Origin of the sequence: Diaphorobacter sp. J5-51, from assembly GCF_001023515.1 — a bacterium.
In the GTDB taxonomy this organism is placed as follows: domain Bacteria; phylum Pseudomonadota; class Gammaproteobacteria; order Burkholderiales; family Burkholderiaceae_C; genus Diaphorobacter; species Diaphorobacter nitroreducens.
Genome location: NZ_JSYI01000032.1, coordinates 204,978 through 225,107, shown reverse-complemented (window position 1 = coordinate 225,107; position 20,130 = coordinate 204,978). Strand labels below are relative to the sequence as shown.

The window sequence follows — 20,130 nt, the reverse complement described above, 5'->3', positions numbered from 1 at the left end:
ATGGCGAACGGGCCCACAAGGCTGCATCGATTCGCGGTGCTTGGCTGGTGTGCACGTCAATAGTCGATACAAAGGACTCAACATATGGACATCTTGCTGCAGCAGATCATCAATGGTCTGGTTCTGGGCAGCATGTACGCCTTGATAGCCTTGGGCTACACCATGGTGTACGGCATCATCCAGCTCATCAACTTCGCGCACGGGGAAGTGCTCATGGTCGGCGCGCTGACCAGTTGGAGCTGCATCGGCCTCATGCAGGAGGCCATGCCGGGCGCGCCCGGCTGGCTCATTCTGCTGCTGGCCACGCTGATCGCCTGCGTGGTGGCGGCGGTACTCAATTTCACCATCGAAAAAGTCGCCTACCGGCCGCTGCGCAACAGCCCGCGCCTGGCCCCCTTGATCACCGCCATCGGCATGTCGATCCTGCTGCAGACGCTGGCGATGATCATCTGGAAGCCTAACTACAAACCGTACCCCACGCTGCTGCCCACCCAGCCGTTCCAAGTGGGCGGCGCGGTGATCACCACCACCCAGGTGCTGATCCTGGGCGTGACGGTGGTGGCGCTGGCTTCCATGGTCTACCTGGTCAACTACACACGGCTGGGCCGCGCCATGCGCGCCACGGCAGAGAACCCGCGCGTGGCCGCGCTCATGGGCGTGAAGCCCGACATGGTGATCTCGGCCACCTTCATCATCGGCGCGGTGCTGGCCGCCATCGCCGGCATCATGTGGGCCTCCAACTACGGCACGGCGCAGCACACCATGGGCTTCTTGCCGGGGCTGAAGGCGTTCACCGCGGCGGTGTTCGGCGGCATCGGCAACCTGGCTGGCGCCGTGGTGGGCGGACTTCTGCTGGGGCTCATCGAGGCCATCGGCTCCGGCTACATCGGCACCCTCACCGGGGGCGTGCTGGGCAGCCACTACACCGACATCTTCGCCTTTATCGTGCTCATCATCATCCTGACGCTGCGCCCCTCGGGCCTGCTGGGTGAGCGTGTGGCCGACCGCGCCTGAGGAGCCAACGACCATGAAAAACCACAAGATCCAATGGATCCTGGGCGGCATTGCGCTGCTGGTTCTGCCTCTGGTGCTGCAGTACTTCGGCAACGCATGGGTGCGCATCGCCGATTTGGCCCTGCTGTACGTGATGCTGGCGCTGGGCCTGAACATCGTGGTGGGCTACGCTGGCCTGCTCGACCTGGGCTACGTGGCGTTCTATGCCGTGGGCGCCTACATGTTCGGCCTGCTGGCCTCGCCGCACCTGACGGAGAACTTCGCCTGGTTTGCCGCCAATTTCCCCGACGGGCTGCACATGTCGCTGTGGATGGTGATCCCGCTAGCCCTGGTGCTGGCGGCGTGCACCGGCGTGCTGCTGGGCATACCGGTGCTCAAGCTGCGCGGCGACTACCTGGCCATCGTGACGCTGGGCTTTGGCGAAATCATCCGCATCTTCATGAACAACCTGGACCACCCGGTCAACATCACCAACGGCCCCAAGGGCCTGGGGCAGATCGATTCGGTGAAGATCTTCGGGCTGGACCTGGGCAAGCGGCTGGAGCTGTTCGGCTACGACATCAACTCCGTCACGCTGTACTACTACCTGTTCCTGTTCCTGGTGCTGGTCACCATTTTGGTGTGCTATCGCCTGCAGGATTCGCGCATCGGGCGCGCGTGGATGGCCATCCGCGAAGATGAGATCGCCGCCAAGGCGATGGGCATCAACACGCGCAACATGAAGCTGCTGGCCTTCGGCATGGGCGCTTCGTTCGGCGGCGTGGCCGGCGCCATGTTCGCCGCGTTCCAGGGCTTCGTCTCGCCCGAGTCGTTCAGCCTGATGGAGTCGGTGATGATCGTTGCCATGGTGGTGCTGGGCGGCATCGGCCACATTCCCGGCGTGATCCTGGGTGCCGTGCTGCTGTCCGCGCTGCCCGAGGTGCTGCGCTATGTGGCCGGCCCGCTGCAGGCGATGACCGACGGGCGGCTGGACTCGTCCATCCTGCGCCAACTGTTGATCGCCTTGGCCATGATCATCGTGATGCTGCTGCGCCCGCGGGGCCTGTGGCCCGCGCCCGAGCATGGCAAGAGCCTTGCGCAGAAGTCCTGACACCACCGGTAGAGCAACAACATGGCAGATACATCGAAAGAAGTGGTGCTGAAGGTCGCGGGCATCTCCAAGCGGTTTGGCGGCCTGCAGGCGCTGTCCGACGTGGGCATCACCATCCGGCGAGGCCAGGTCTATGGCCTGATCGGCCCCAACGGCGCGGGCAAGACGACGTTCTTCAACGTCATCACCGGCCTGTACACGCCCGATGCGGGCAGTTTCGAACTGGCGGGCCAGCCCTACGAGCCCCGCGCCGTGCACCTGGTGGCCAAGGCGGGCATTGCGCGCACCTTCCAGAACATCCGGTTGTTCGCCGACATGACGGCGCTGGAGAACGTGATGGTGGGGCGGCACATCCGCACGCATTCCGGGCTCTTCGGGGCCATCTTCCGCACCAAGAGCTTCAAGGAGGAGGAGGCGGCCATCGCCAAGCGCGCGCAGGAGCTGCTGGACTACGTGGGTATCGGCAAGTACGCCGATTTCAAGGCGCGCACGCTGTCGTACGGCGACCAGCGCCGCCTGGAGATCGCGCGCGCCCTGGCCACCGATCCGCAACTGATCGCGCTGGACGAACCCGCCGCCGGCATGAACGCCACCGAGAAGGTGCAACTGCGCGAGCTGATCGACCGCATCCGCAACGACAACCGCACCATCTTGCTCATCGAGCACGACGTGAAGCTGGTCATGGGCCTGTGCGACCGTGTCACGGTGCTGGACTACGGCAAGCAGATTGCCGAGGGAACCCCTGCCGACGTGCAGAAGAACGAAAAAGTGATCGAGGCCTATCTGGGCACCGGCGGGCACTGAAGGACGCAAGACATGGCCGAAAAATCCAACAAAGTTCTATTGCAGGTCAAGGGCCTGAAGGTGGCCTACGGCGGCATCCAGGCCGTCAAGGGGGTGGACTTCGAGGTGCGCGAGGGCGAGCTGGTCACATTGATCGGCTCCAACGGGGCGGGCAAGACCACCACCATGAAGGCCATCACCGGCACACTGGGCATGAACAATGGCGACATCGAGTACCTGGGCCAGAGCATCAAGGGCAAGGGCGCGTGGGACCTGGTCAAGCAGGGGCTGGTGATGGTGCCCGAGGGGCGCGGCGTGTTCGCGCGCATGACCATCACCGAGAACCTGCTCATGGGCGCCTACACGCGCGACGACAAGGCGGGCATTGCCGCCGACATCGAAAAGATGTTCACCATCTTCCCGCGCCTGCGCGAGCGCAAGGACCAGCTGGCGGGCACCATGTCCGGTGGCGAGCAGCAGATGCTGGCCATGGGCCGCGCGCTGATGAGCCAGCCCAAGGTGCTGCTGCTGGACGAGCCCTCCATGGGCCTGTCGCCCATCATGGTGGACAAGATCTTCGAAGTGGTGCGCGACGTGTATGCCCTGGGCGTGACCATCGTGCTGGTGGAGCAGAACGCCAGCCGCGCGCTGGCGATTGCCGACCGCGGCTACGTGATGGAGTCGGGCTTGATCACCATGGCCGGCGGGGGACGGGATCTGCTCAGCGATCCGCGCGTGCGCGCCGCCTACCTGGGTGAGTGAAAGGGCGGCCGCTGGAACAGGCACCGCTGCGGCGGTGCTTTGTTTTTTATAGCTACCAGCGCTTGATGGATATGCGCTAGAGTGTGATTTGGCTTGTAAAATCCGCCGCGCCATGCACGCCCTGCAATCCCTGCCCATCCCCCTCCAGACCATCCTGCTGCTGGTTGCCAGCAACATCTTCATGACCATGGCCTGGTACGGCCACCTGAAGAACCTGGCCACCGCCCCGTGGTACGTGGCGGCGCTGGTGAGCTGGGGCATCGCCCTGTTCGAATACCTGTTNCCGCAGCGCGTAGGAGCCGAGCCGCGCTGGCCCTGCCGGGGGCGCGGGTCTCTGCGCATCCGCTTTGACCTGGTGCGCCGGGCGCTGTCTAGCGCCGGTTAAACTCGCGGTTTTCGCAGATTTGTCACGTCTTGGTCATCTCTGCGTCACATATACCGCCAGAAGGTTCGATCAGGAGTCGGCATGTTGTTTGGAAAGCTGTTGCCCCGCGAGGGCAATTTTTTCGAGATGTTCAACCAGCATGCAGACCGCATCGTCGAGGCCGCGCGGGCGTTCTCGCAACTGGTGGCGAACTACAGCGACACCCACCTGCGCGACCAGTACAACCAGGACGTGGACAACGCCGAGCGCGCCGCCGACCGCGTGACGCACGAGGTCAACCGCACGCTGCACAAGACCTTCATCACGCCCATTGACCGTGAGCAGATCCACTCGCTGATCAACACCATGGACGACGTGGCCGACCTGATCCAGGACTCGGCCGAGACCATGGCGCTGTACGACATCCACCACATGACGGACGAGATCACCCGCCTGACGGACCTCAGCCTCAAGTGCTGCGAGCGCGTGCAGGACGCGGTGAAGCTGCTGTCGCGCATTGCCGATCCGGCCGTGGCCGAGGCCGCGCTCAAGACCTGCGAGGAAATCGACCGCCTGGAGGGCGACGCCGACCGCGTGCTGCGCAGCGCCATGAGCAAGCTGTTCCGCGAGGAGCCGGACGTGCGCGAGGTCATCAAGCTCAAGGCCATCTACGAGCTGCTGGAGACCATCACCGACCGCTGCGAAGACGTGGCCAACCTCATCGAGGGCATCATCCTCGAGAACTCCTGAGGCGCGGCCGCAGGCCTGCGCTTCGCATCCCTGGCAGGGCTCGCACCCTCATTCCCAGCATGGAAACAGTACAAACCGCCCTGTGGATCGTGGTCGTGCTCGTGGCGCTCGCCATCGTGTTCGACTTCATGAACGGGTTCCACGACGCCGCCAACTCCATTGCCACCGTGGTCTCCACGGGCGTGCTCAAGCCCACGCAGGCCGTGGTCTTCGCGGCCTTCTTCAACTTCGTCGCCATCTTCGTGTTCCACCTGAGCGTGGCGGCCACCATCGGCAAGGGCATCGTGGATCCGAGCGTGGTGGACACCCACGTGATCTTCGGCGCGCTGGTGGGGGCCATCACCTGGAACGTCATCACCTGGTACTACGGCATCCCCAGCAGCTCATCGCATGCACTGATCGGCGGCATCGTGGGCGCTGTGATCGCCAAGACCGGCGCGGGCGCACTGGTGGCCAGCGGCATCTTCAAGACCGTGGCCTTTATCTTCGTGTCACCCATGCTGGGTTTCCTGCTGGGCTCGTTGATGATGCTGATCGTGGCCTGGGTCTTCCGTCGCACCAGTCCGAACCGCGTGGACAAGTGGTTCCGCCGGCTTCAGCTCGTCTCCGCCGGAGCCTACAGCCTGGGCCACGGCGGCAACGATGCGCAAAAGACCATCGGCATCATCTGGCTGCTGCTGATCGCCACGGGCTACGCCTCGGCGGGCGATGCCTCGCCCCCCATGTGGGTCATCATCTCGTGCTACGCGGCCATCGGCATGGGCACCATGTTCGGCGGCTGGCGCATCGTGAAGACCATGGGCCAGAAAATCACCAAGCTCAAGCCCGTGGGGGGCTTCTGCGCCGAGACCGGTGGCGCGATGACGCTGTTCATCGCCACTGCGCTGGGCATCCCCGTGTCCACCACCCACACCATCACGGGCGCGATCGTGGGCGTGGGTTCCACCCAGCGCGCCAGCGCCGTGCGCTGGGGCGTGGCCGGCAACATCGTCTGGGCGTGGATCCTGACCATCCCCGCCAGCGCCTTCGTGGCGGCGATCGCCTATTGGGTGAGCCTGCAGCTCTATTGACGACCTTTGCGGGGGCGGCGGAGCCGGTGGACGCCAGTTTTATGCCGCAGTGCGCGGCGCCCGCGATCTGCCAGGCTGGAGTGATTTTGCTATCGTTTGAGTAGCTGCTCGCGCTTGTCCATCAAGCGCTAGAGCCTGATTTCATTGTGAAATCTTGCGCGCTTCCTCGATCTGGTATTCAAAGTAGCGCTGGAAGCTGAAGGCAATGCTGGCCATCAGCACGGCCGTGCCCACCAGCAGCGAGGTCGCAATGGCAAACACCGTGAACCAGTGCGTCCGCCCCGGCGCGGCGTCGGGCGCCGCAGCGGGGTTGAAGCGCGCGTTCCACCGCTCGGGCGTCATCAGACCGTAGAGAATCGCGCGCAGTGCGCAGCCTGCGATAGTGAATCCCAGCAGTGGAATCAGCATCCAGCTCAGTTGGTCGTCCTGCCCCCATTGCTGCACGCGCTGGATGCCGTACACGCCCAGGGCCGTGGGGATCGGCAGCAGCCAGCCGATCCAGTCGCCCAGTCCGTACAGGTAAAAGCGGTGCAACCCCAGCGGGCCGCCCAGGAACGCCAGCCACGCGGCAACAGTCTTGTTCTTCATGGCCGCGATTATTGGCGCGCCTTCATTCGGGGGCGGTGGTATCGCCCGCGCCCAGGGGCTTTTCCATGAGCACGATGTCGCGCCAGGCGCCGAACTTCCAGCCCACGGAGCGCATCACGCCCACGTCGGTGAAACCTGCGGCCCGGTGCACGCCGATGGAACCCGCATTGGCCGAGTCGCCGATCACTGCCAGCAGCTTGCGAACGCCGGCGGCCTCGGCCTGCACGGCGAGGGCCTCCAGCAACTGCCGTCCCAGGCCCCGGCCGCGCGCCGCGTCGGCGACATAGATCGAATCCTCGGCTGAGAAACGGTAGGCAGGGCGGGGCTTGAACCAGTTGCAGTAGGCAAAGCCCAGGACCTGGCCTGCTTCTTCGGCCACCAGATAGGGCAGGCCCTTGGCCAGCACATCCGCGCGACGCGCCGCCATGTCCAGCGCCGTGGGCGGGTCGATCTCGAAGGTGCCCGTGCCGTGCAGCACGTGGTGGGTGTAGATGGCGGTGATGGCGGCGACGTCTTCGTCCCGGCTGGCGCGGATGAGGGGCATCTTTTCTGTGTTGTGGATATAATCGCGGACTTTGCAGCGTGTCGCTGGCCGGGTGGCCAAGTCGCGTGTCTCAAACGCCGCAAAACAGAGCGCAGCCACTGCTGTGTAACCACCCGAAGGATTCATTATGGTCGTGATTCGACTCTCCCGCGGCGGCTCCAAGGGCCGTCCGTTCTTCAACATCGTCGTTGCCGACAAGCGCGTGCGCCGCGACGGCCGCTTCATCGAGCGGCTGGGCTTCTACAACCCTTCCGCCAAGGAAGGCGAAGAAGGCCTGCGCATCGCCCAGGACCGCCTGACGTACTGGAAGGGCGTGGGCGCACAACCCTCTCCCACCGTGGACCGTCTGATCAAGCAAGCCGCCCAGAAGGCCGCCTGATCGTTCGCACTCCCGAAAAGGGCGGGCTCCGTTGGTGCAACTGACGGACCCCGCCTTTTTTCTTTGCCTCACCCTCGCATCCCGCCGCCATGCCCCAGCTGCCTGTCCTGGAAACCGCCGAACTGCCCTCCGACGCCGTGGAGGTGGGCCGCATCACCGATGCCTGGGGCGTGAAAGGGTGGTTCAAGGTCCTGCCCTACAGCAGCAACCCCGAGGCCCTGCTCGCCGCCAAGTCCTGGCTGTTGCAGCCGGCGGAAAAGGGCGCCAAGAGTTTTTTCACCGGCACCGTGCTGCTGCCCATCCGGCAGGCGCGCACGCATTCGGACTCCGTGGTCGCCTGGGCGCAGGGTGTGGACGACCGTGACGCAGCAGAGGCGCTGCGCGGCGCGCGCATCTTCGTGCCCCGCGCCAACTTCCCGGTGGCGGGCGATGACGAGTACTACTGGGTGGACCTGATCGGCCTGCCTGTGGTCAACCGCGAGGGCGTGGCGCTGGGCACCGTGCGCGACCTGCTGCCCACGGGGCCGCAGACCACGCTGGTGCTAGCCTACGAGCACGAAGGCAAGCCGCACGAGCGCATGATTCCCTTTGTGTCGGCCTATGTGGACAAAGTGGACCTGGCGGGGCGCTGCATCACCGTGGACTGGCAACCCGACTATTGAGGCGGTTGTCCGCGTGCCATGCGTTTCGATGTCATCACCCTGTTTCCCGAGCTGTTCGAGCCGTTTCTTGCCAGCGGCGTGACGCGGCGCGCCTACGCGTCGGGCCAGGTAGAGGTGCGGCTGTGGAACCCGCGCGACCATGCGGAGGGCAACTACCGCCGCGTGGATGACCGGCCCTTTGGCGGCGGCCCCGGCATGGTCATGCTGGCCGAGCCGCTGGCGCGCTGCCTGGCCGCCATCCGCGCCGATCGCGCCGAGGCCGAGCAGGCGCGGGCGCCCCTGGTGCTGTTCTCCCCCATTGGCCGCCGGCTGGACCATGCCGCGGTGCAGGACTGGTCCGCTGGCGCGGGTGCCATCTTGCTGTGCGGACGCTACGAGGGCGTGGACCAGCGTTTCATCGACGCCTATGTGGATGCGCAGATCAGCCTGGGCGACTTCGTGCTTTCGGGCGGCGAGATCGCGGCCATGGCGCTGCTGGACGCCGTGGCGCGCCTGCAGCCGGGCGTGTTGCACGACGAGGGCAGCCACCAGCTCGACAGCTTCAACCCCGCGCTGGACGGGCTGCTGGACTGTCCGCACTACACGCGCCCCGAGGAATGGGCCGGCCGCGCCGTGCCCGCGCCGCTGCTGTCTGGCCACCATGCGCAAATCGAGCGCTGGCGGCGCGATCAGCGCCTGCTCATCACCGCGCGCCACCGCCCGGACCTGCTGCAGGCCGCGCGCGAGCGCGGGCAGCTCACGCGCGCGGACGAGGCCCTCTTGGCGCAAAACGCAAGCTTGCTATAATCGCCTGTTCTCGATCCTCTGGCCGGCCGCTGTGGGCCTGAACCATAGCCACAAAGGCGCCAATAGGGGCGCCCTGCCAATCCTGGCGCGGACATGATCGTCGGAAACCAACCATGAACCTGATCCAGATCCTCGAGCAGGAAGAAATCGCCCGCTTGAACAAGACCATTCCCTCGTTCGCGCCTGGCGATACCGTCATCGTGAACGTGAACGTGGTGGAAGGCACCCGCAAGCGCGTGCAAGCCTACGAAGGCGTCGTGATCGCCAAGCGCAACCGTGGCCTGAACAGCGGCTTCACCGTGCGCAAGATCTCCAGCGGCGAAGGCGTGGAGCGCACGTTCCAGACCTACAGCCCGCTGATCGCCAGCATCGAAGTGAAGCGCCGCGGCGACGTGCGCCGCGCCAAGCTGTACTACCTGCGCGAGCGCAGCGGCAAGTCGGCGCGTATCAAGGAAAAGCTGCCTTCGCGCGTCAAGGCAGCTGCAGTGGCCGCATAAATACGGCTGCGCTTCCCGCGCGACTCGAAACCGCTACAGTGCGAAAGCCTGTAGCGGTTTTTTCTTTTTGAACCCCCGTGAGTTCTCATCGTCCTGTCGGCGCGTCCTCTGCGGCGGCCCTGCCTTCGCTGTCCTCGCTGCCTCACTTCGATCCGCGCACCGTGCCGCTCGTAGGGGTGGACGACCATTTACCCGCCGTGCCCCCGCATGCACAGACGCCGGAGGCACTGCGCCTGCGCTTTGCCGCGCCGCCGCCCTGGACCCCTGAGGTGCAGCGCGAGAAGAAGTTCGCGGAACGCGAGCCCGCGCACGCCGCCGTCCTCGTGCCCATCGTGCTGCGCGATCGGCCCACGGTATTGCTCACCGAGCGCACGGCGCACCTGTCCACGCATTCCGGCCAGGTGGCCTTTCCGGGGGGGCGCACCGATCCCGAAGACCGCGATGCCGCCGCCACCGCGCTGCGCGAGGCGCAGGAGGAGGTAGGCCTGGAGCCGCACTGGGTCGAGGTGCTGGGCAACCTGTCGATGTATGTGACGGGCACCTCGTTCCTCGTCACGCCAGTGGTCGCGCTGGTGCGGCCGGGCTTCGCGCTCCAGCCTAACCCGTACGAGGTGGCCGACGTGTTCGAGGTGCCGCTGGACTTCCTGCTCAACCCCGCGCACCACGAGCGTCACCGGCTGCAGTGGCAAGGCGCGCAGCGCGAATGGTTCGCCATGCCCTACCAGGACGGCGCGACGACGCGCTACATCTGGGGTGCCACGGCTGGCATGCTGCGCAACTTCTACCGTTTCATGATGGCCTGAAGGGGGCGCCGCAGCGAGGCTGCCGCGCTGTCGCCCGTGGTGTTGGGCCTTGTAACAAGCGCCAGTATGATTGCTGCATGAGTTTCTTTGCCATCCTGTTCGCATTGCTGATCGAGCAGGCGAGACCGCTCGCGCGCAGCAACCCCATCCATGCAGGACTGCGTGCCTGGGCGGTGTCGGTGAACCGCAACTTCGATGCGGGGCAGTCGCACCACGGCTGGGTGGCCTGGGGACTGGCCGTGCTGGTGCCACCGCTGGTGGTGTTGGCGGTGCACCTGGCGCTGCTGCACTGGCTGGGGTGGCCGTTCGCCCTGGTCTGGAACGTGGCCGTGCTCTACGTGACGCTGGGTTTTCGCCAGTTCAGCCACCATTTCACGGGGATGCGCGACGCGCTGGAGGAGGGCGACGCGGCCGATGCGCGGGCGCGTCTGGCGCAGTGGAAGCAGGTGGAGGTGAGCGAGCTGCCACGCAGCGAGATCGTGCGCCACGTGATCGAGTACTCGGTGATTGCGGCGCACCGTCATGTGTTTGGCGTGCTGGCGTGGTTCTCCATCCTTGCGGCGCTGGGGTTGGGCCCGACCGGGGCGGTGCTCTACCGCCTGGCGGAGTTCGTGTCGCGCTACTGGGGCGCGCGTGCGCGCGAGGCGACGCAGCCGCCCAGCGAGTCGCTGCAGCAGGCCGCGGCCCAGGCATGGACGGTGATCGACTGGCTTCCCGCACGGCTGACGGCGTTGTCTTTTGCCGTGGTGGGCAGCTTCGAGGAGGCCATCGAGGGCTGGCGCTTCCACGCACAGCGCTTCCCCAACGACAACGATGGCGTGGTGCTGGCGGCAACCGCCGGGGCCATCAATGTGCGCCTGGGCGGCGAGGCGCTGCGCAGCCGCGCAGGTGCGCAGGTGCAGCCGGGCTTCGAGGTGGACGCCGACATTGGCGACAGCGACAGTACTCCTGGCCGCGAGCCCGAAGTAGGCCACCTGCGCAGCGTGGTGGGGCTGGTGTGGCGCTCGGTCGTGGTGTGGATGCTGCTGCTGGCCTTGCTCACCTTCGCACGGTTGCTGGGGTGATGCTCCTTATTTAATAGCTGTCAGCGCTTGCTGGATAAGCGCAAAAGCCACTTTTTGCTTCAAACTCAGTAGGGGCTCTCGCTCAACTCCGCGAACAACTCGCCGTAGATGCGGTAGCGCTGGGGGCTGATGGCCTGCGCGTCTTGTTCGTCGCGCACCTGGGCCTGCACCGCGCACCCGGGCTCGTGCAGGTGGGTGCAGTTGTAGAAGCGACAACCCTCGGCATGGGCTGCGATGTCGGGCATGTAGCGCGCCAGATCGGTGGGCGCGAGGTGGCGCAATCCAAATTCCTGAAAGCCGGGCGAATCGATGAGCGCCGTAGTGCGCTGCGGGTCGATCCAGTACAGCGTGGTGGTGGTGGTGGTGTGGCGGCCCGAATTGAGGGCCTGCGAGATCTCGCCCGTCTGTGCCGAGGCGCCGGGCACCAGCAGGTTGACCAGCGTGCTCTTGCCGGCGCCCGAGGGGCCCAGCACCAGCGTGGTCTTGCCGGCCAGCAGGTGCATCAGCATGTCGCGGTCCACCGCCCCCGATTCGCTGAGCGACAGCGGCAGCACGCGGTAGTGGTGCTGCGTGTCCTGCTCGCCCCCCATGTGGCGGTAGGGCCACAGGCGCTCCCAGGCGCGCGCGAACGGCTCGACCAGGTCGCTCTTGTTGAGCGCGATCAACGGCGTGATGCGCGCCGCTTCCGCGGCGATGAGGGCGCGCGCGAGTTGGCTTTCGGAGAACACAGGCTCGGCCGCGATCAGGATCAGCACCTGGTCCAAATTGGCGGCGAACGACTTGGTGCGCACCTCGTCCTGGCGGTACAGCAGGTTGCGCCGTTCCAGCACCTTTTCGATGGTGCCCTCGTCGCCATGGCCGCGGCCCTGGCCGGGCGCGGCGGGCTGCCACAGCACGCGGTCGCCCACCACGGCCTGGCTCTTCTTGCCGCGCGGATGGCAGATGCGGCGCTCGCCGCCCGCGCTCTCCACCACGCAATGGCGGCCGTGGCTGGCGACCACCAGGCCTTCAAGGCGCGCAGGGGCTTGGGCCATGGGCTCAGGGTGCGAGCAGTGCATCGATGCGCGTCGCGCAATCGATGTCGGTCGCCGAAATGCCGGCCACATCATGCGTATTCAGGCGCACCACGCAGCGGCCGTAGTGCACCGATAGATCGGGGTGGTGGTCCTGCGCATGGGCAATGAAGGCCACGGCATTCACGAAGGCCATGGTCTCGTGGTAATTGGCGAAGCGGTAGGTCTTCTCGATGGCGACATCGGCGCCGTCGCCGGACAGTTGCCAGCCCGGCAGATCGACCAGTTTTGCTACTATTTCAGGAGCTTTCAGCGCGCGCCTGGTTTGTGTGGACCAGTCTTTCTTGGGGAACATCGAATTCATGGCTGCAAGGCCACGGGCAGACGCGCCAGGCGCTCCGTGGCGGGAGGGTGGGAGTAGTAGAACTTCGCAAACACCGGATCGGGCGTGAGCGTGGAGGCGTTGTCTTCGTAGAGCTTGAGCAGGGCGGACGCCAGGTCGCCGCCGCTGCTCTGGGCCGCGGCGTAGGCATCGGCCTGAAACTCATGGCGCCGCGAGAGCTGCGCCAGTACGGGCGTGACGAACAGCGTGAACACGGGCGCTGCAAGCAGGAACAGCAGCAGCGCCAGCGCGTCGTTGGGCGCGGCGCCGGGCACGCCCGGCAGCATCAGGTTGGGTTGCACGCCCAGGCCCGTGTAGAACCACGTGCGCGTGGACAGCCAGCCCAGCAACGCAAAGCCCGCCAGGCTGATGGCGAACATGCCGACCAGGCGCCGCGTGATGTGCTTGTGCTTGAAGTGGCCCAGTTCGTGCGCGAGCACGGCTTCCACTTCGCCGGGCGACAGCTGTTTGAGCAGCGTGTCGTAGAACACCACGCGCTTGGCCTTGCCCACGCCGGTGAAATAGGCGTTGGCGTGCGCGCTGCGGCGGCTGCCGTCCATCACGAACAGGCCCTTGGCTGCGAAGCCGCAGCGCTGCATCAGCGCGGTGACGCGCGCCTTGAGCGATTCGTCCTCCAGTGGCTGGAACTTGTTGAACAGCGGCGCGATGAACAGCGGGAAGACCACCATCAGCAGCAGATTGAAGCCCATCCACGTGCCCCAGGCCCACAGCCACCACAGCGGTCCGGCGGCGCCCATGAGCCACAGGATCAGCGCCGCGATCGGCAGGCCGATCACCGCGCCCAGCAGCGTGGACTTGAGCAGGTCGGCCAGCCACAGGCGCGGGGTCATCTGGTTGAAGCCGAAGCGCTGTTCGATCACGAAGGTCTGGTACAGCGCGACGGGCAGGTCGATGGCACCCCCGATGAGCACGAAGCAGGCCAGCAGCGCCAACTGCTGCAGCATGCCACCGCCCAGCCAGGACAGCAGCGCCTGGTTCAGCGCATCCAGCCCACCCAGCAGCGTCCAGCCCAGCACCACGGCGGTAGCCAGCGCCATTTCCAGCAGGCCGAAGCGCGCCTTGGCAATGGTGTAGTCGGCCGCCTTTTGGTGCGCGGCGAGCGGAATGCGGTGGGCGAAGGCTGTGGGCACGGCGCCGCGGTGCTGCGCCACGTGGCGGATCTGGCGTGTGGCCAGCCACAGGCGCAAGGCAAGGCCTGCGAGCAGCAGTCCGGCGAACACCAGTGTGGTCAGGTGAGATGGCGAGAGGAGGGAGGCGGAAGGAGGCTGCATCTGCGCGCGAGTTTAGGCCATCGGCGACAATTCCCGGCATGTCTGACACTGCCAACCCTACTGCTCCCGCGCTTGCCAAATCCGACCAGAACCTCGTCTGGCTGGACTGTGAAATGAGCGGCCTCAACCCCGAAACCGAACGCCTGCTGGAGATCGCCGTGGTCGTCACCAGTGCCGACCTCACGCTGCGCGTCGAAGGGCCGGTCTTCGCCATTCACCAGGCGGACGCGGTGCTGGACGGCATGGACGCCTGGAACAAGGGCACGCATGGCCGCAGCGGCCTCATCGACAAGGTGCGGGCCTCCACGGTCACCGAGGCCGATGCCGAGCGCGAGCTGCTCGCCTTCCTGTCGCGCTATGTACCCAAGGGCGTGGTGCCGATGTGCGGCAACAGCATTGGGCAGGACCGGCGCTTCCTGGTGAAGTACATGCCCAAGCTGGAGGCGTTCTTCCACTACCGCAATGTGGACGTGAGCACGCTGAAGGAGCTGGCCAAGCGCTGGAAGCCCGAGGCCTACAGCTCGTTCAAGAAGGCGCAGCGCCACACGGCCCTGGCCGATGTGCACGAGTCCATCGATGAACTACTGCACTACCGCACGCATCTGCTGGCCGTTTGATCCCCGTTTGCGGGAAAACCCGAATCGTGCGACAATTGCAGACTTGCGTGAAAACGACTCCCAAACCCGACTGAAGGTTTGGCCGCATCGCGCAGCCCTTGCGCATCTCCCTTCTCACAATGGGTTGCGGGCCTTGAACGGTTTCCAGCGTTCCAGTGCCTGCGTCAATGACCCACCCGCCCAGCTCTCACTGCTGGTGCAGGTTTCGTTGGATGGTTGATGTTTTGATGAACCACTGACGAAGCCGCCGCGGGTTGCACCCGCGCGCTTCATACATACGACATGACAGACACCATGCACGTGCAGGGCGAGATCGCGCCTGCCCAATCCCCTATGGCCGCTTCGATTGAGGCGCCTGTTTCTCCTACCACCACCGCGCCCGCTCTGCTCGCCGGCTTCATCGAACTGGGCCTTGCGCCCGAACTGGTGCAGGCTGTGGCCGACCTCGGCTACACCGAGCCCACGCAGGTGCAGACTCGCGCGATTCCCTTGGCCATGGGCTCGGGCGATGACGCGAGCTTCATCGATCTGATGGTCTCCAGCCAGACTGGCAGCGGCAAGACTGCGGCCTTCCTGCTGCCCGTGCTGCACACGCTGATCCGCCAACAGGCCGAGGCCGAAGTCGCCGAGCGCGCCGCTTTCGAGCGCGCCGCCGCCGAGGCGGCCGCGCGTGGCGAGGCCCCCCCGAAGCGCCCCAAGCGTAAGAACCCCACGCAGGCGCGCAACTTCAAGGCGGCGACGCCCGGTGCGCTGGTGCTGTGCCCCACGCGCGAACTGGCGCAACAGGTGGCGCACGATGCCATCGATCTGGTCAAGCACTGCAAGGGCCTGCGCATCGCCAACGTGGTGGGTGGCATGCCCTACCAGTTGCAGATCGCCAAGCTGCAGAATGCCAACCTGGTGGTGGCGACGCCGGGCCGTCTGCTGGACCTGCAGCGTTCGCAGCAGATCAAGCTGGACCAGGTGCAGTTCCTGGTGGTCGACGAGGCCGACCGCATGCTGGACCTGGGCTTCTCCGACGACCTGGCCGAGATCAACCAGCTCACCGCCCAGCGCAAGCAGACCATGATGTTCAGCGCCACCTTCGCGCCGCGCATCCAGCAACTCGCCATGCGGGTGATGCACGACAACGGCGCGTCGGTGAAGAAGATCCAGATCGACACGCCGCAGGAAAAGCACGCCAACATCAAGCAGATGCTGTACTGGGCCGACAACGCGCAGCACAAGCGCAAGCTGCTGGACCACTGGCTGCGCGATGCTTCCATCGACCAGGCCATCGTGTTCGCCAGCACCCAGGTGGAATGCGATGGTCTGGCCAATGACCTGCAGCAGGAAGGTTTCAGTGCCGTGGCTTTGCACGGCGCCCTGAGCCAGGGCCTGCGCAACCGCCGCCTGATGGCGCTGCGCAATGGCCAGGTGCAGATCCTGGTGGCGACCGACGTGGCCGCACGCGGCATCGACGTGCCGACCATCACCCACGTCTTCAACTTCGGCCTGCCCATGAAGGCCGAGGACTACACGCACCGCATCGGCCGTACGGGCCGCGCCGGCCGCGACGGTTTGGCCGTGACCTTTGCCGAGTTCCGCGACCGCCGCAAGATCTTCGACATCGAGGGCTACAGCCGCCAGCAGTTCAAGGCCGAGGTGGTCGCGGGCCTGGAGCCTACCCAGCGCTTCCCGCAAGGCGGCCGCGCAGACTTCGGCGGTCGTGGCGGGCGTGATGGCCACCGTGGCCCGCGCGAGCAGCGCTTTGGCCGCGGCGGCAGCGAGCGCGGCTTTGGTGATCGTGGTGGCTATGGCGACCGTGACCCACGTGGCAGCTTCGGCGACCGTGGCGGCTTCAATGACCGTGGCGGCTTTGCCGACCGCGGCCCGCGCGGCGCAGCCCCCCGCTCTGGCGAGGGCTATGGCGCACCGCGCGGTGGCGATCGTGGCAACAGCTTCGGCGGCCGCCGCGACGGTGAAGGCTATGGCCGCAAGAGCGGGTTTGGCGAAGCCTCCCGGTTTGGTGACGCCGGCCGCCATGGTGGTGGCCGCGGTGACGCTGCAGCACCCCGCGCAGACTTTGGCCGCAAGCCCGCGTTTGCCAAGCCGCAGGGCGCGGGCAAGCCGTTCGTACCCCACGGTGCCGGCAAGCGCCCGGCGCGCAACGACCGCTAAGCCGGCAGCGCGGACCCCATGACAAGCCAGCCCTCTCGTCCAGGGCTGGCTTTTTTATTGCGCGCCAACTCCCCGCGAAACGCACCGGGGCCGCGCAGGAGATCAACAACCCGTTCGTCCGGGCCGGGGCCGTGGACCTCTCGGAAGGCAGGCTATTGCGGCTTGAGGGGTGAGTTGCTGGACGTGGCCGTGCACCGGTCCGGGGCCGGGGAGGTAGACGCAGAAGCTGCACGACTGCGGCGCCAGGGGCGCCGGTCGCCGCGGCACACGGGGCCGCGCGCCGCTCTCAGCCCACGTGCATGGTGTGGCGGCCGATGTCCGGCCAGCGGTGGTGCAGGTAGATCCAGGACACCAGCCCCACCAGCATCAGCAGCAGTGAGGCCGCCGCCAGCGCCAGGGCCGAATGCATGACCAGCGGCGCCACTACGCCCGCCACCAGGCCGTTGGCCGTGGCGCCCACGAACGCCTGCAGCGACGAGGCCATGCCCCGGCGCTGCGGGTACAGGTCCAGCACCAGCAGCGTGACCACGGGCACCATCAGGGCCCAGCCGAACGAGAAAATGCCGATGGGCCACAGCGCCCACGACACATGCGGCGCCAGCGCCAGGTTGGCGCCCAGGTTGAGCAGCGCCATCGCCAGCATGATCACGAAGCCGTGGCGGATCTGGCGCTTGGGCGGGATGCGACCGGCCAGCCGGCCGCTGGCCCAGGCGCCGCCCATGATGCCGGCGATGTTGATCACGAAGAACCAGAAGAACTCCGTGGGCCCTAGGCCCAGCAGCTCGCCCAGGAAGGCCGGGGCCGACAGCACGTAGAGGAACATGCCGTTGAACGGCACGCCGCTGGCCAGCGCCAGCAGGATGAAGCGTGGGCTGGTGCCCAATTCCCAGTAGCCGCGCAGCAGGTGGCCCATGTGGATCGGCTGGCGCTTGTGCACGGGCAGCGACTCGGGCAGCAGGCGCCAGTTGGCCACCCACAGCAGCACGCCCACGCCCGTCAAAAACCAGAACACGCTGTGCCAGCCTAGGTGCACCGACAGCCAGCCGCCCACGATGGGCGCGATGGCCGGCGCCACGCCGAAGAAAATCGTCACCTGCGCCATGACGCGCTGCGCCTGCGTGGGCGGGAACATGTCGCGGATCACGGCGCGCGACACCACGATGCCCGCGCCGGCCGACAGGCCCTGCAGCGCACGGAACGCTACCAACTGTCCGATGCTCTGCGACAGCGCGCAGCCCAGGGAAGCGAGCGTGAAAACGGCCAGGCCGCACAGCACCACGGGCCGACGCCCGAAGCTGTCGGACAGGGAGCCATGGAACAACGTCATGAAGGCGAACGCGAACAGGTAGGCCGACAGCGTCTGCTGCATCTGCACCGGTGTGGCCTGCAGCGCGCCCGCGATGGCGGGGAAGGCGGGCAGGTACGTGTCGATGGCGAACGGCCCCACCATGCCCAGCAGAGCCAGCAGGATGGCCAGTGCCCAGCGCGGCGCGCGCCACAGGTGTTTCGCGTCAGAGTGCATGGTGTGGGAAATCGGGGGAGGGCGCGCAACGCAGGCGCCGTGCAAAGCGCCGCATTATCGGCCAACCCCCTCGTCCGCGCCCGCGATGGGTGCGTGTGGAAGCTATGCTATTGATAGCTGTCAGCGCTTGCTGTGCAAGCGCTAGAGGTCTAAAAAGCCTTCAGCCGTACCGGATGAGCCTCAATGGCCGCCGTGCGGCTTGCCATGGCCCATGGCCGGCGCGGCCGTGGCGCTGACGGCGCGCACGGGCGCCTGCAACTCCTGTGTCGTGCGTTGGCCATCCTTGGCTTCGAAAACCAGCGTCAGGGGCACGGTCGAGCCTTGGGCGACGGGCTGCTTCAGGTCCAGCAGCATGATGTGGTAGCCGCCGGGCTTGAGTTCCACGGCCTGGCCGGCTGGCAGGTCCAGCGCGGGCAGCGGGCGCATCTTCATCACGTTGTCCACGAGCTTCATTTCATGGACTTCGGTGACGCCGGCCACCGGGCTGCTGGCGCTGACCAGGCGGGCATCCTGCGCGGCCGTCAGGCGCATGAAGGCGCCGGTGGCCTTCTGCTGCGGCACCGTGGCGCGCACCCAGGCGTCCTGCACGGTGACCTGGGCGTGGGCTGCGCCGGCCACGAGCAGGGTGGCGGCGATGGCGATGCGGGAGACGAGCGATTGGGGGAACATGAAAAATCCTTGAATAAACGATGGGGCAGGCGGTCAGCGCTGCCGTGGTATGCGAGAAGAGTGCGGGTGCGCGGTGGCCCGTGCCCGCCGTTTTCAAAACGGTGCGAGGGCGAGTGGCGCCGCAGGCGGGGCGCGCGGAGGGAAAGGCGCGCGGCTGAGCGCCGGTACATGGGTCTGGCGCACCACATCCGCAGATGGAACATGCGGGAGCTGCTGCAGGCCGCGCCACGGGGGTGCATCCAGAGCGGGCAGCAGGGGCGGCAGGCACAGGGCGCAGTCCAGCGCATGCGTTGGGTGAGAGGCATCGTTGGTGCCCACCGCGCTGTTGCCGCCGGCGGCAACCCAGCGCTCCTCGCCCGAGGCGGTGCAGACGCGCTCTAAATGGCCTGCCTGCACGAAGGGCGCTGCCGTCGCCACGCCCAGCGACACGGCAAAGCACGCCAACAACAGGCGTGCCAGGTGATGGGCGTTGCGCAGGATGTGCATGCTGGGCGCATTATCGGTGGGTGAGGGCGCGCCGGCCAGCCGCCAGCCACCCAAGTTTGCGGTCCCGCGGCCAGAGCGTCAGAACGTGCGCGTGCCGGGCGCGGCGAGTTGACGCAGCTGGTGTGCATCGCACAGGCGCCAGGTGCGCCGCTCGCCGCGGATCCAGCCTTTGGCCTGCCACTGGGCAAGCAGGCGGTTCAGCGTCTCGGCGCGGATGCCCAGGCGTGCCGCCAGGTGCCGCTGGCTGGTGGGCAGCTCGACCGGCTCGCCGCCCTCGCTGCACCGCGCCACCAGGTAGGCGGCCAGGCGCTGCTGCGCATTGCTGCTGGTGAGCCAGTCCACCTCGTTCACGCAGTGGTACAGGCGCAGGCTCAGCGATTCCAGCAGCCGCAGCGCCAGCGACGGGTGGCGCTCGCACGCCGTGCGCAACGCCTGCCGGGGAATGCGCCAGACCCGCGTGGCGCCTTGCGCGCGCGCCGTCATCGGATAGAGCCCGTGCGGCATGAACATGGCCGCCTCGGCCACCCACTGCCCGGGGGTGAAACAGTGCAGCATGCGCTCCTCGCCCGTGGCGTCATAGCGCAGCACTTCCACGGCACCCTGCGCGACCAGCAGGCAGTGGCAGGCGGCTTCGCCTTCGTGGAACAGCGTTTCCCCATCAGAGTGCGTGCGCGCGAGGGCATGCTGGGCCAGATCCTGCAATGCCGGCGCCGGCAAGCCCTGCAGCAGTGCGTTCGCGCCCAACAGGCTGCTCGCCTCTCTGAAGCCGCTCTGTTGCGCGTCCGCCGCGCCGCCCGGGGCCGTGTTGATAAAAGTCATTTCATATTCCGGTT

Annotated in this window: 23 protein-coding genes and 1 pseudogene; 15 read left to right on the top strand and 9 right to left on the bottom strand. The window is 66.7% G+C overall.

The window, feature by feature from the left end:
- Positions 1–84: 84 nt before the first annotated feature.
- The 7 genes and pseudogenes from OX89_RS05400 (at position 85) to OX89_RS05370 (ending at position 5,833) form a co-directional block, all read left to right on the top strand.
- Positions 85–1,014 (top strand): branched-chain amino acid ABC transporter permease, encoded by a 930-nt coding sequence (locus OX89_RS05400; RefSeq protein WP_011806482.1) that lies wholly within the window; start codon positions 85–87, stop codon positions 1,012–1,014.
- Between the two features lie 13 nt (positions 1,015–1,027).
- Positions 1,028–2,104 (top strand): ABC transporter ATP-binding protein, encoded by a 1,077-nt coding sequence (locus OX89_RS05395; protein ID WP_047349897.1) that lies wholly within the window; start codon positions 1,028–1,030, stop codon positions 2,102–2,104.
- Positions 2,105–2,125: 21 nt separating this feature from the next.
- Positions 2,126–2,908, top strand: coding sequence for an ABC transporter ATP-binding protein (locus tag OX89_RS05390; RefSeq protein WP_047349848.1), 783 nt, complete (start codon positions 2,126–2,128; stop codon positions 2,906–2,908).
- Between the two features lie 12 nt (positions 2,909–2,920).
- Positions 2,921–3,649 (top strand): ABC transporter ATP-binding protein, encoded by a 729-nt coding sequence (locus OX89_RS05385; RefSeq protein WP_047349847.1) that lies wholly within the window; start codon positions 2,921–2,923, stop codon positions 3,647–3,649.
- Positions 3,650–3,761: 112 nt separating this feature from the next.
- A pseudogene (locus OX89_RS18485) lies at positions 3,762–3,931 on the top strand (DMT family protein); the annotation flags it as partial.
- Positions 3,932–4,115: 184 nt separating this feature from the next.
- Complete coding sequence (locus tag OX89_RS05375; RefSeq protein ID WP_011806477.1) at positions 4,116–4,763, top strand: DUF47 domain-containing protein; 648 nt, start codon at positions 4,116–4,118, stop codon at positions 4,761–4,763.
- Positions 4,764–4,822: 59 nt separating this feature from the next.
- Entirely contained in the window at positions 4,823–5,833 is a 1,011-nt protein-coding gene (locus tag OX89_RS05370; protein ID WP_011806476.1) for an inorganic phosphate transporter, read from the top strand.
- A gap of 141 nt (positions 5,834–5,974) precedes the next feature.
- Here OX89_RS05370 and OX89_RS05365 read toward each other — a convergent pair whose 3' ends face one another.
- Both OX89_RS05365 and OX89_RS05360 read right to left on the bottom strand, forming a co-directional pair.
- Positions 5,975–6,421, bottom strand: coding sequence for an NINE protein (locus OX89_RS05365; protein WP_011806475.1), 447 nt, complete (start codon positions 6,419–6,421; stop codon positions 5,975–5,977).
- Between the two features lie 22 nt (positions 6,422–6,443).
- Positions 6,444–6,965, bottom strand: a complete 522-nt coding sequence (locus OX89_RS05360; RefSeq protein ID WP_047349846.1) for a GNAT family N-acetyltransferase — start codon at positions 6,963–6,965, stop codon at positions 6,444–6,446.
- A 127-nt stretch (positions 6,966–7,092) separates the two neighbouring features.
- Between OX89_RS05360 and rpsP the strand changes: the two genes are divergently transcribed.
- From rpsP to OX89_RS05330, 6 genes are all read left to right on the top strand, one after another.
- Positions 7,093–7,344 carry a 30S ribosomal protein S16 gene (gene rpsP / locus OX89_RS05355; protein ID WP_011806473.1) on the top strand — a complete coding sequence of 84 codons (252 nt, stop codon included), beginning with the start codon at positions 7,093–7,095 and terminating at the stop codon, positions 7,342–7,344.
- Between the two features lie 89 nt (positions 7,345–7,433).
- Positions 7,434–8,006, top strand: a complete 573-nt coding sequence (gene rimM / locus OX89_RS05350) for a ribosome maturation factor RimM (protein WP_047349845.1) — start codon at positions 7,434–7,436, stop codon at positions 8,004–8,006.
- Positions 8,007–8,024: 18 nt separating this feature from the next.
- A complete protein-coding gene (gene trmD, locus OX89_RS05345; RefSeq protein ID WP_011806471.1) occupies positions 8,025–8,792 on the top strand; it encodes a tRNA (guanosine(37)-N1)-methyltransferase TrmD in 768 nt (255 codons plus the stop codon).
- Between the two features lie 113 nt (positions 8,793–8,905).
- Complete coding sequence (rplS, locus tag OX89_RS05340; RefSeq protein WP_011806470.1) at positions 8,906–9,289, top strand: 50S ribosomal protein L19; 384 nt, start codon at positions 8,906–8,908, stop codon at positions 9,287–9,289.
- 77 nt (positions 9,290–9,366) lie between these two features.
- On the top strand, positions 9,367–10,092 hold the full coding sequence (locus OX89_RS05335) for a CoA pyrophosphatase (RefSeq protein WP_369799245.1): 726 nt from the start codon (positions 9,367–9,369) through the stop codon (positions 10,090–10,092).
- A gap of 77 nt (positions 10,093–10,169) precedes the next feature.
- A complete protein-coding gene (locus OX89_RS05330) occupies positions 10,170–11,156 on the top strand; it encodes a CobD/CbiB family protein (RefSeq protein WP_047349844.1) in 987 nt (328 codons plus the stop codon).
- A 65-nt stretch (positions 11,157–11,221) separates the two neighbouring features.
- Here OX89_RS05330 and rsgA read toward each other — a convergent pair whose 3' ends face one another.
- From rsgA to OX89_RS05315, 3 genes are read right to left on the bottom strand one after another with little or no spacing between them, the layout of a single operon-like run.
- The gene (gene rsgA, locus OX89_RS05325; protein ID WP_041838880.1) at positions 11,222–12,190 is read right to left on the bottom strand and encodes a ribosome small subunit-dependent GTPase A; all 969 of its coding nucleotides are present in this window, start codon (positions 12,188–12,190) and stop codon (positions 11,222–11,224) included.
- Positions 12,191–12,194: 4 nt separating this feature from the next.
- Positions 12,195–12,533: a 4a-hydroxytetrahydrobiopterin dehydratase gene (locus OX89_RS05320; RefSeq protein WP_047349843.1), complete on the bottom strand. Its 339-nt coding sequence runs from the start codon at positions 12,531–12,533 to the stop codon at positions 12,195–12,197.
- A complete protein-coding gene (locus tag OX89_RS05315) occupies positions 12,530–13,843 on the bottom strand; it encodes a M48 family metallopeptidase (RefSeq protein ID WP_011806465.1) in 1,314 nt (437 codons plus the stop codon). Before OX89_RS05315 ends, OX89_RS05320 begins: the two co-directional genes overlap by 4 nt.
- Positions 13,844–13,881: 38 nt before the next feature.
- Between OX89_RS05315 and orn the strand changes: the two genes are divergently transcribed.
- Both orn and OX89_RS05305 read left to right on the top strand, forming a co-directional pair.
- On the top strand, positions 13,882–14,460 hold the full coding sequence (gene orn / locus OX89_RS05310) for an oligoribonuclease (RefSeq protein WP_047349842.1): 579 nt from the start codon (positions 13,882–13,884) through the stop codon (positions 14,458–14,460).
- A gap of 282 nt (positions 14,461–14,742) precedes the next feature.
- Positions 14,743–16,620 carry a DEAD/DEAH box helicase gene (locus OX89_RS05305; RefSeq protein WP_047349841.1) on the top strand — a complete coding sequence of 626 codons (1,878 nt, stop codon included), beginning with the start codon at positions 14,743–14,745 and terminating at the stop codon, positions 16,618–16,620.
- A gap of 286 nt (positions 16,621–16,906) precedes the next feature.
- On the opposite strand, the gene OX89_RS05300 is transcribed toward OX89_RS05305, so the two are convergent.
- The 4 genes from OX89_RS05300 to OX89_RS05285 form a co-directional block, all read right to left on the bottom strand.
- Positions 16,907–18,142, bottom strand: a complete 1,236-nt coding sequence (locus OX89_RS05300; RefSeq protein ID WP_047349840.1) for a multidrug effflux MFS transporter — start codon at positions 18,140–18,142, stop codon at positions 16,907–16,909.
- Positions 18,143–18,322: 180 nt separating this feature from the next.
- Positions 18,323–18,811, bottom strand: coding sequence for a copper chaperone PCu(A)C (locus OX89_RS05295; protein ID WP_047349839.1), 489 nt, complete (start codon positions 18,809–18,811; stop codon positions 18,323–18,325).
- 93 nt (positions 18,812–18,904) lie between these two features.
- Positions 18,905–19,297, bottom strand: coding sequence for a DUF2946 family protein (locus OX89_RS05290; RefSeq protein WP_047349838.1), 393 nt, complete (start codon positions 19,295–19,297; stop codon positions 18,905–18,907).
- Positions 19,298–19,375: 78 nt separating this feature from the next.
- Positions 19,376–20,116 carry a Crp/Fnr family transcriptional regulator gene (locus tag OX89_RS05285; protein WP_047349837.1) on the bottom strand — a complete coding sequence of 247 codons (741 nt, stop codon included), beginning with the start codon at positions 20,114–20,116 and terminating at the stop codon, positions 19,376–19,378.
- Positions 20,117–20,130 lie beyond the last annotated feature (14 nt).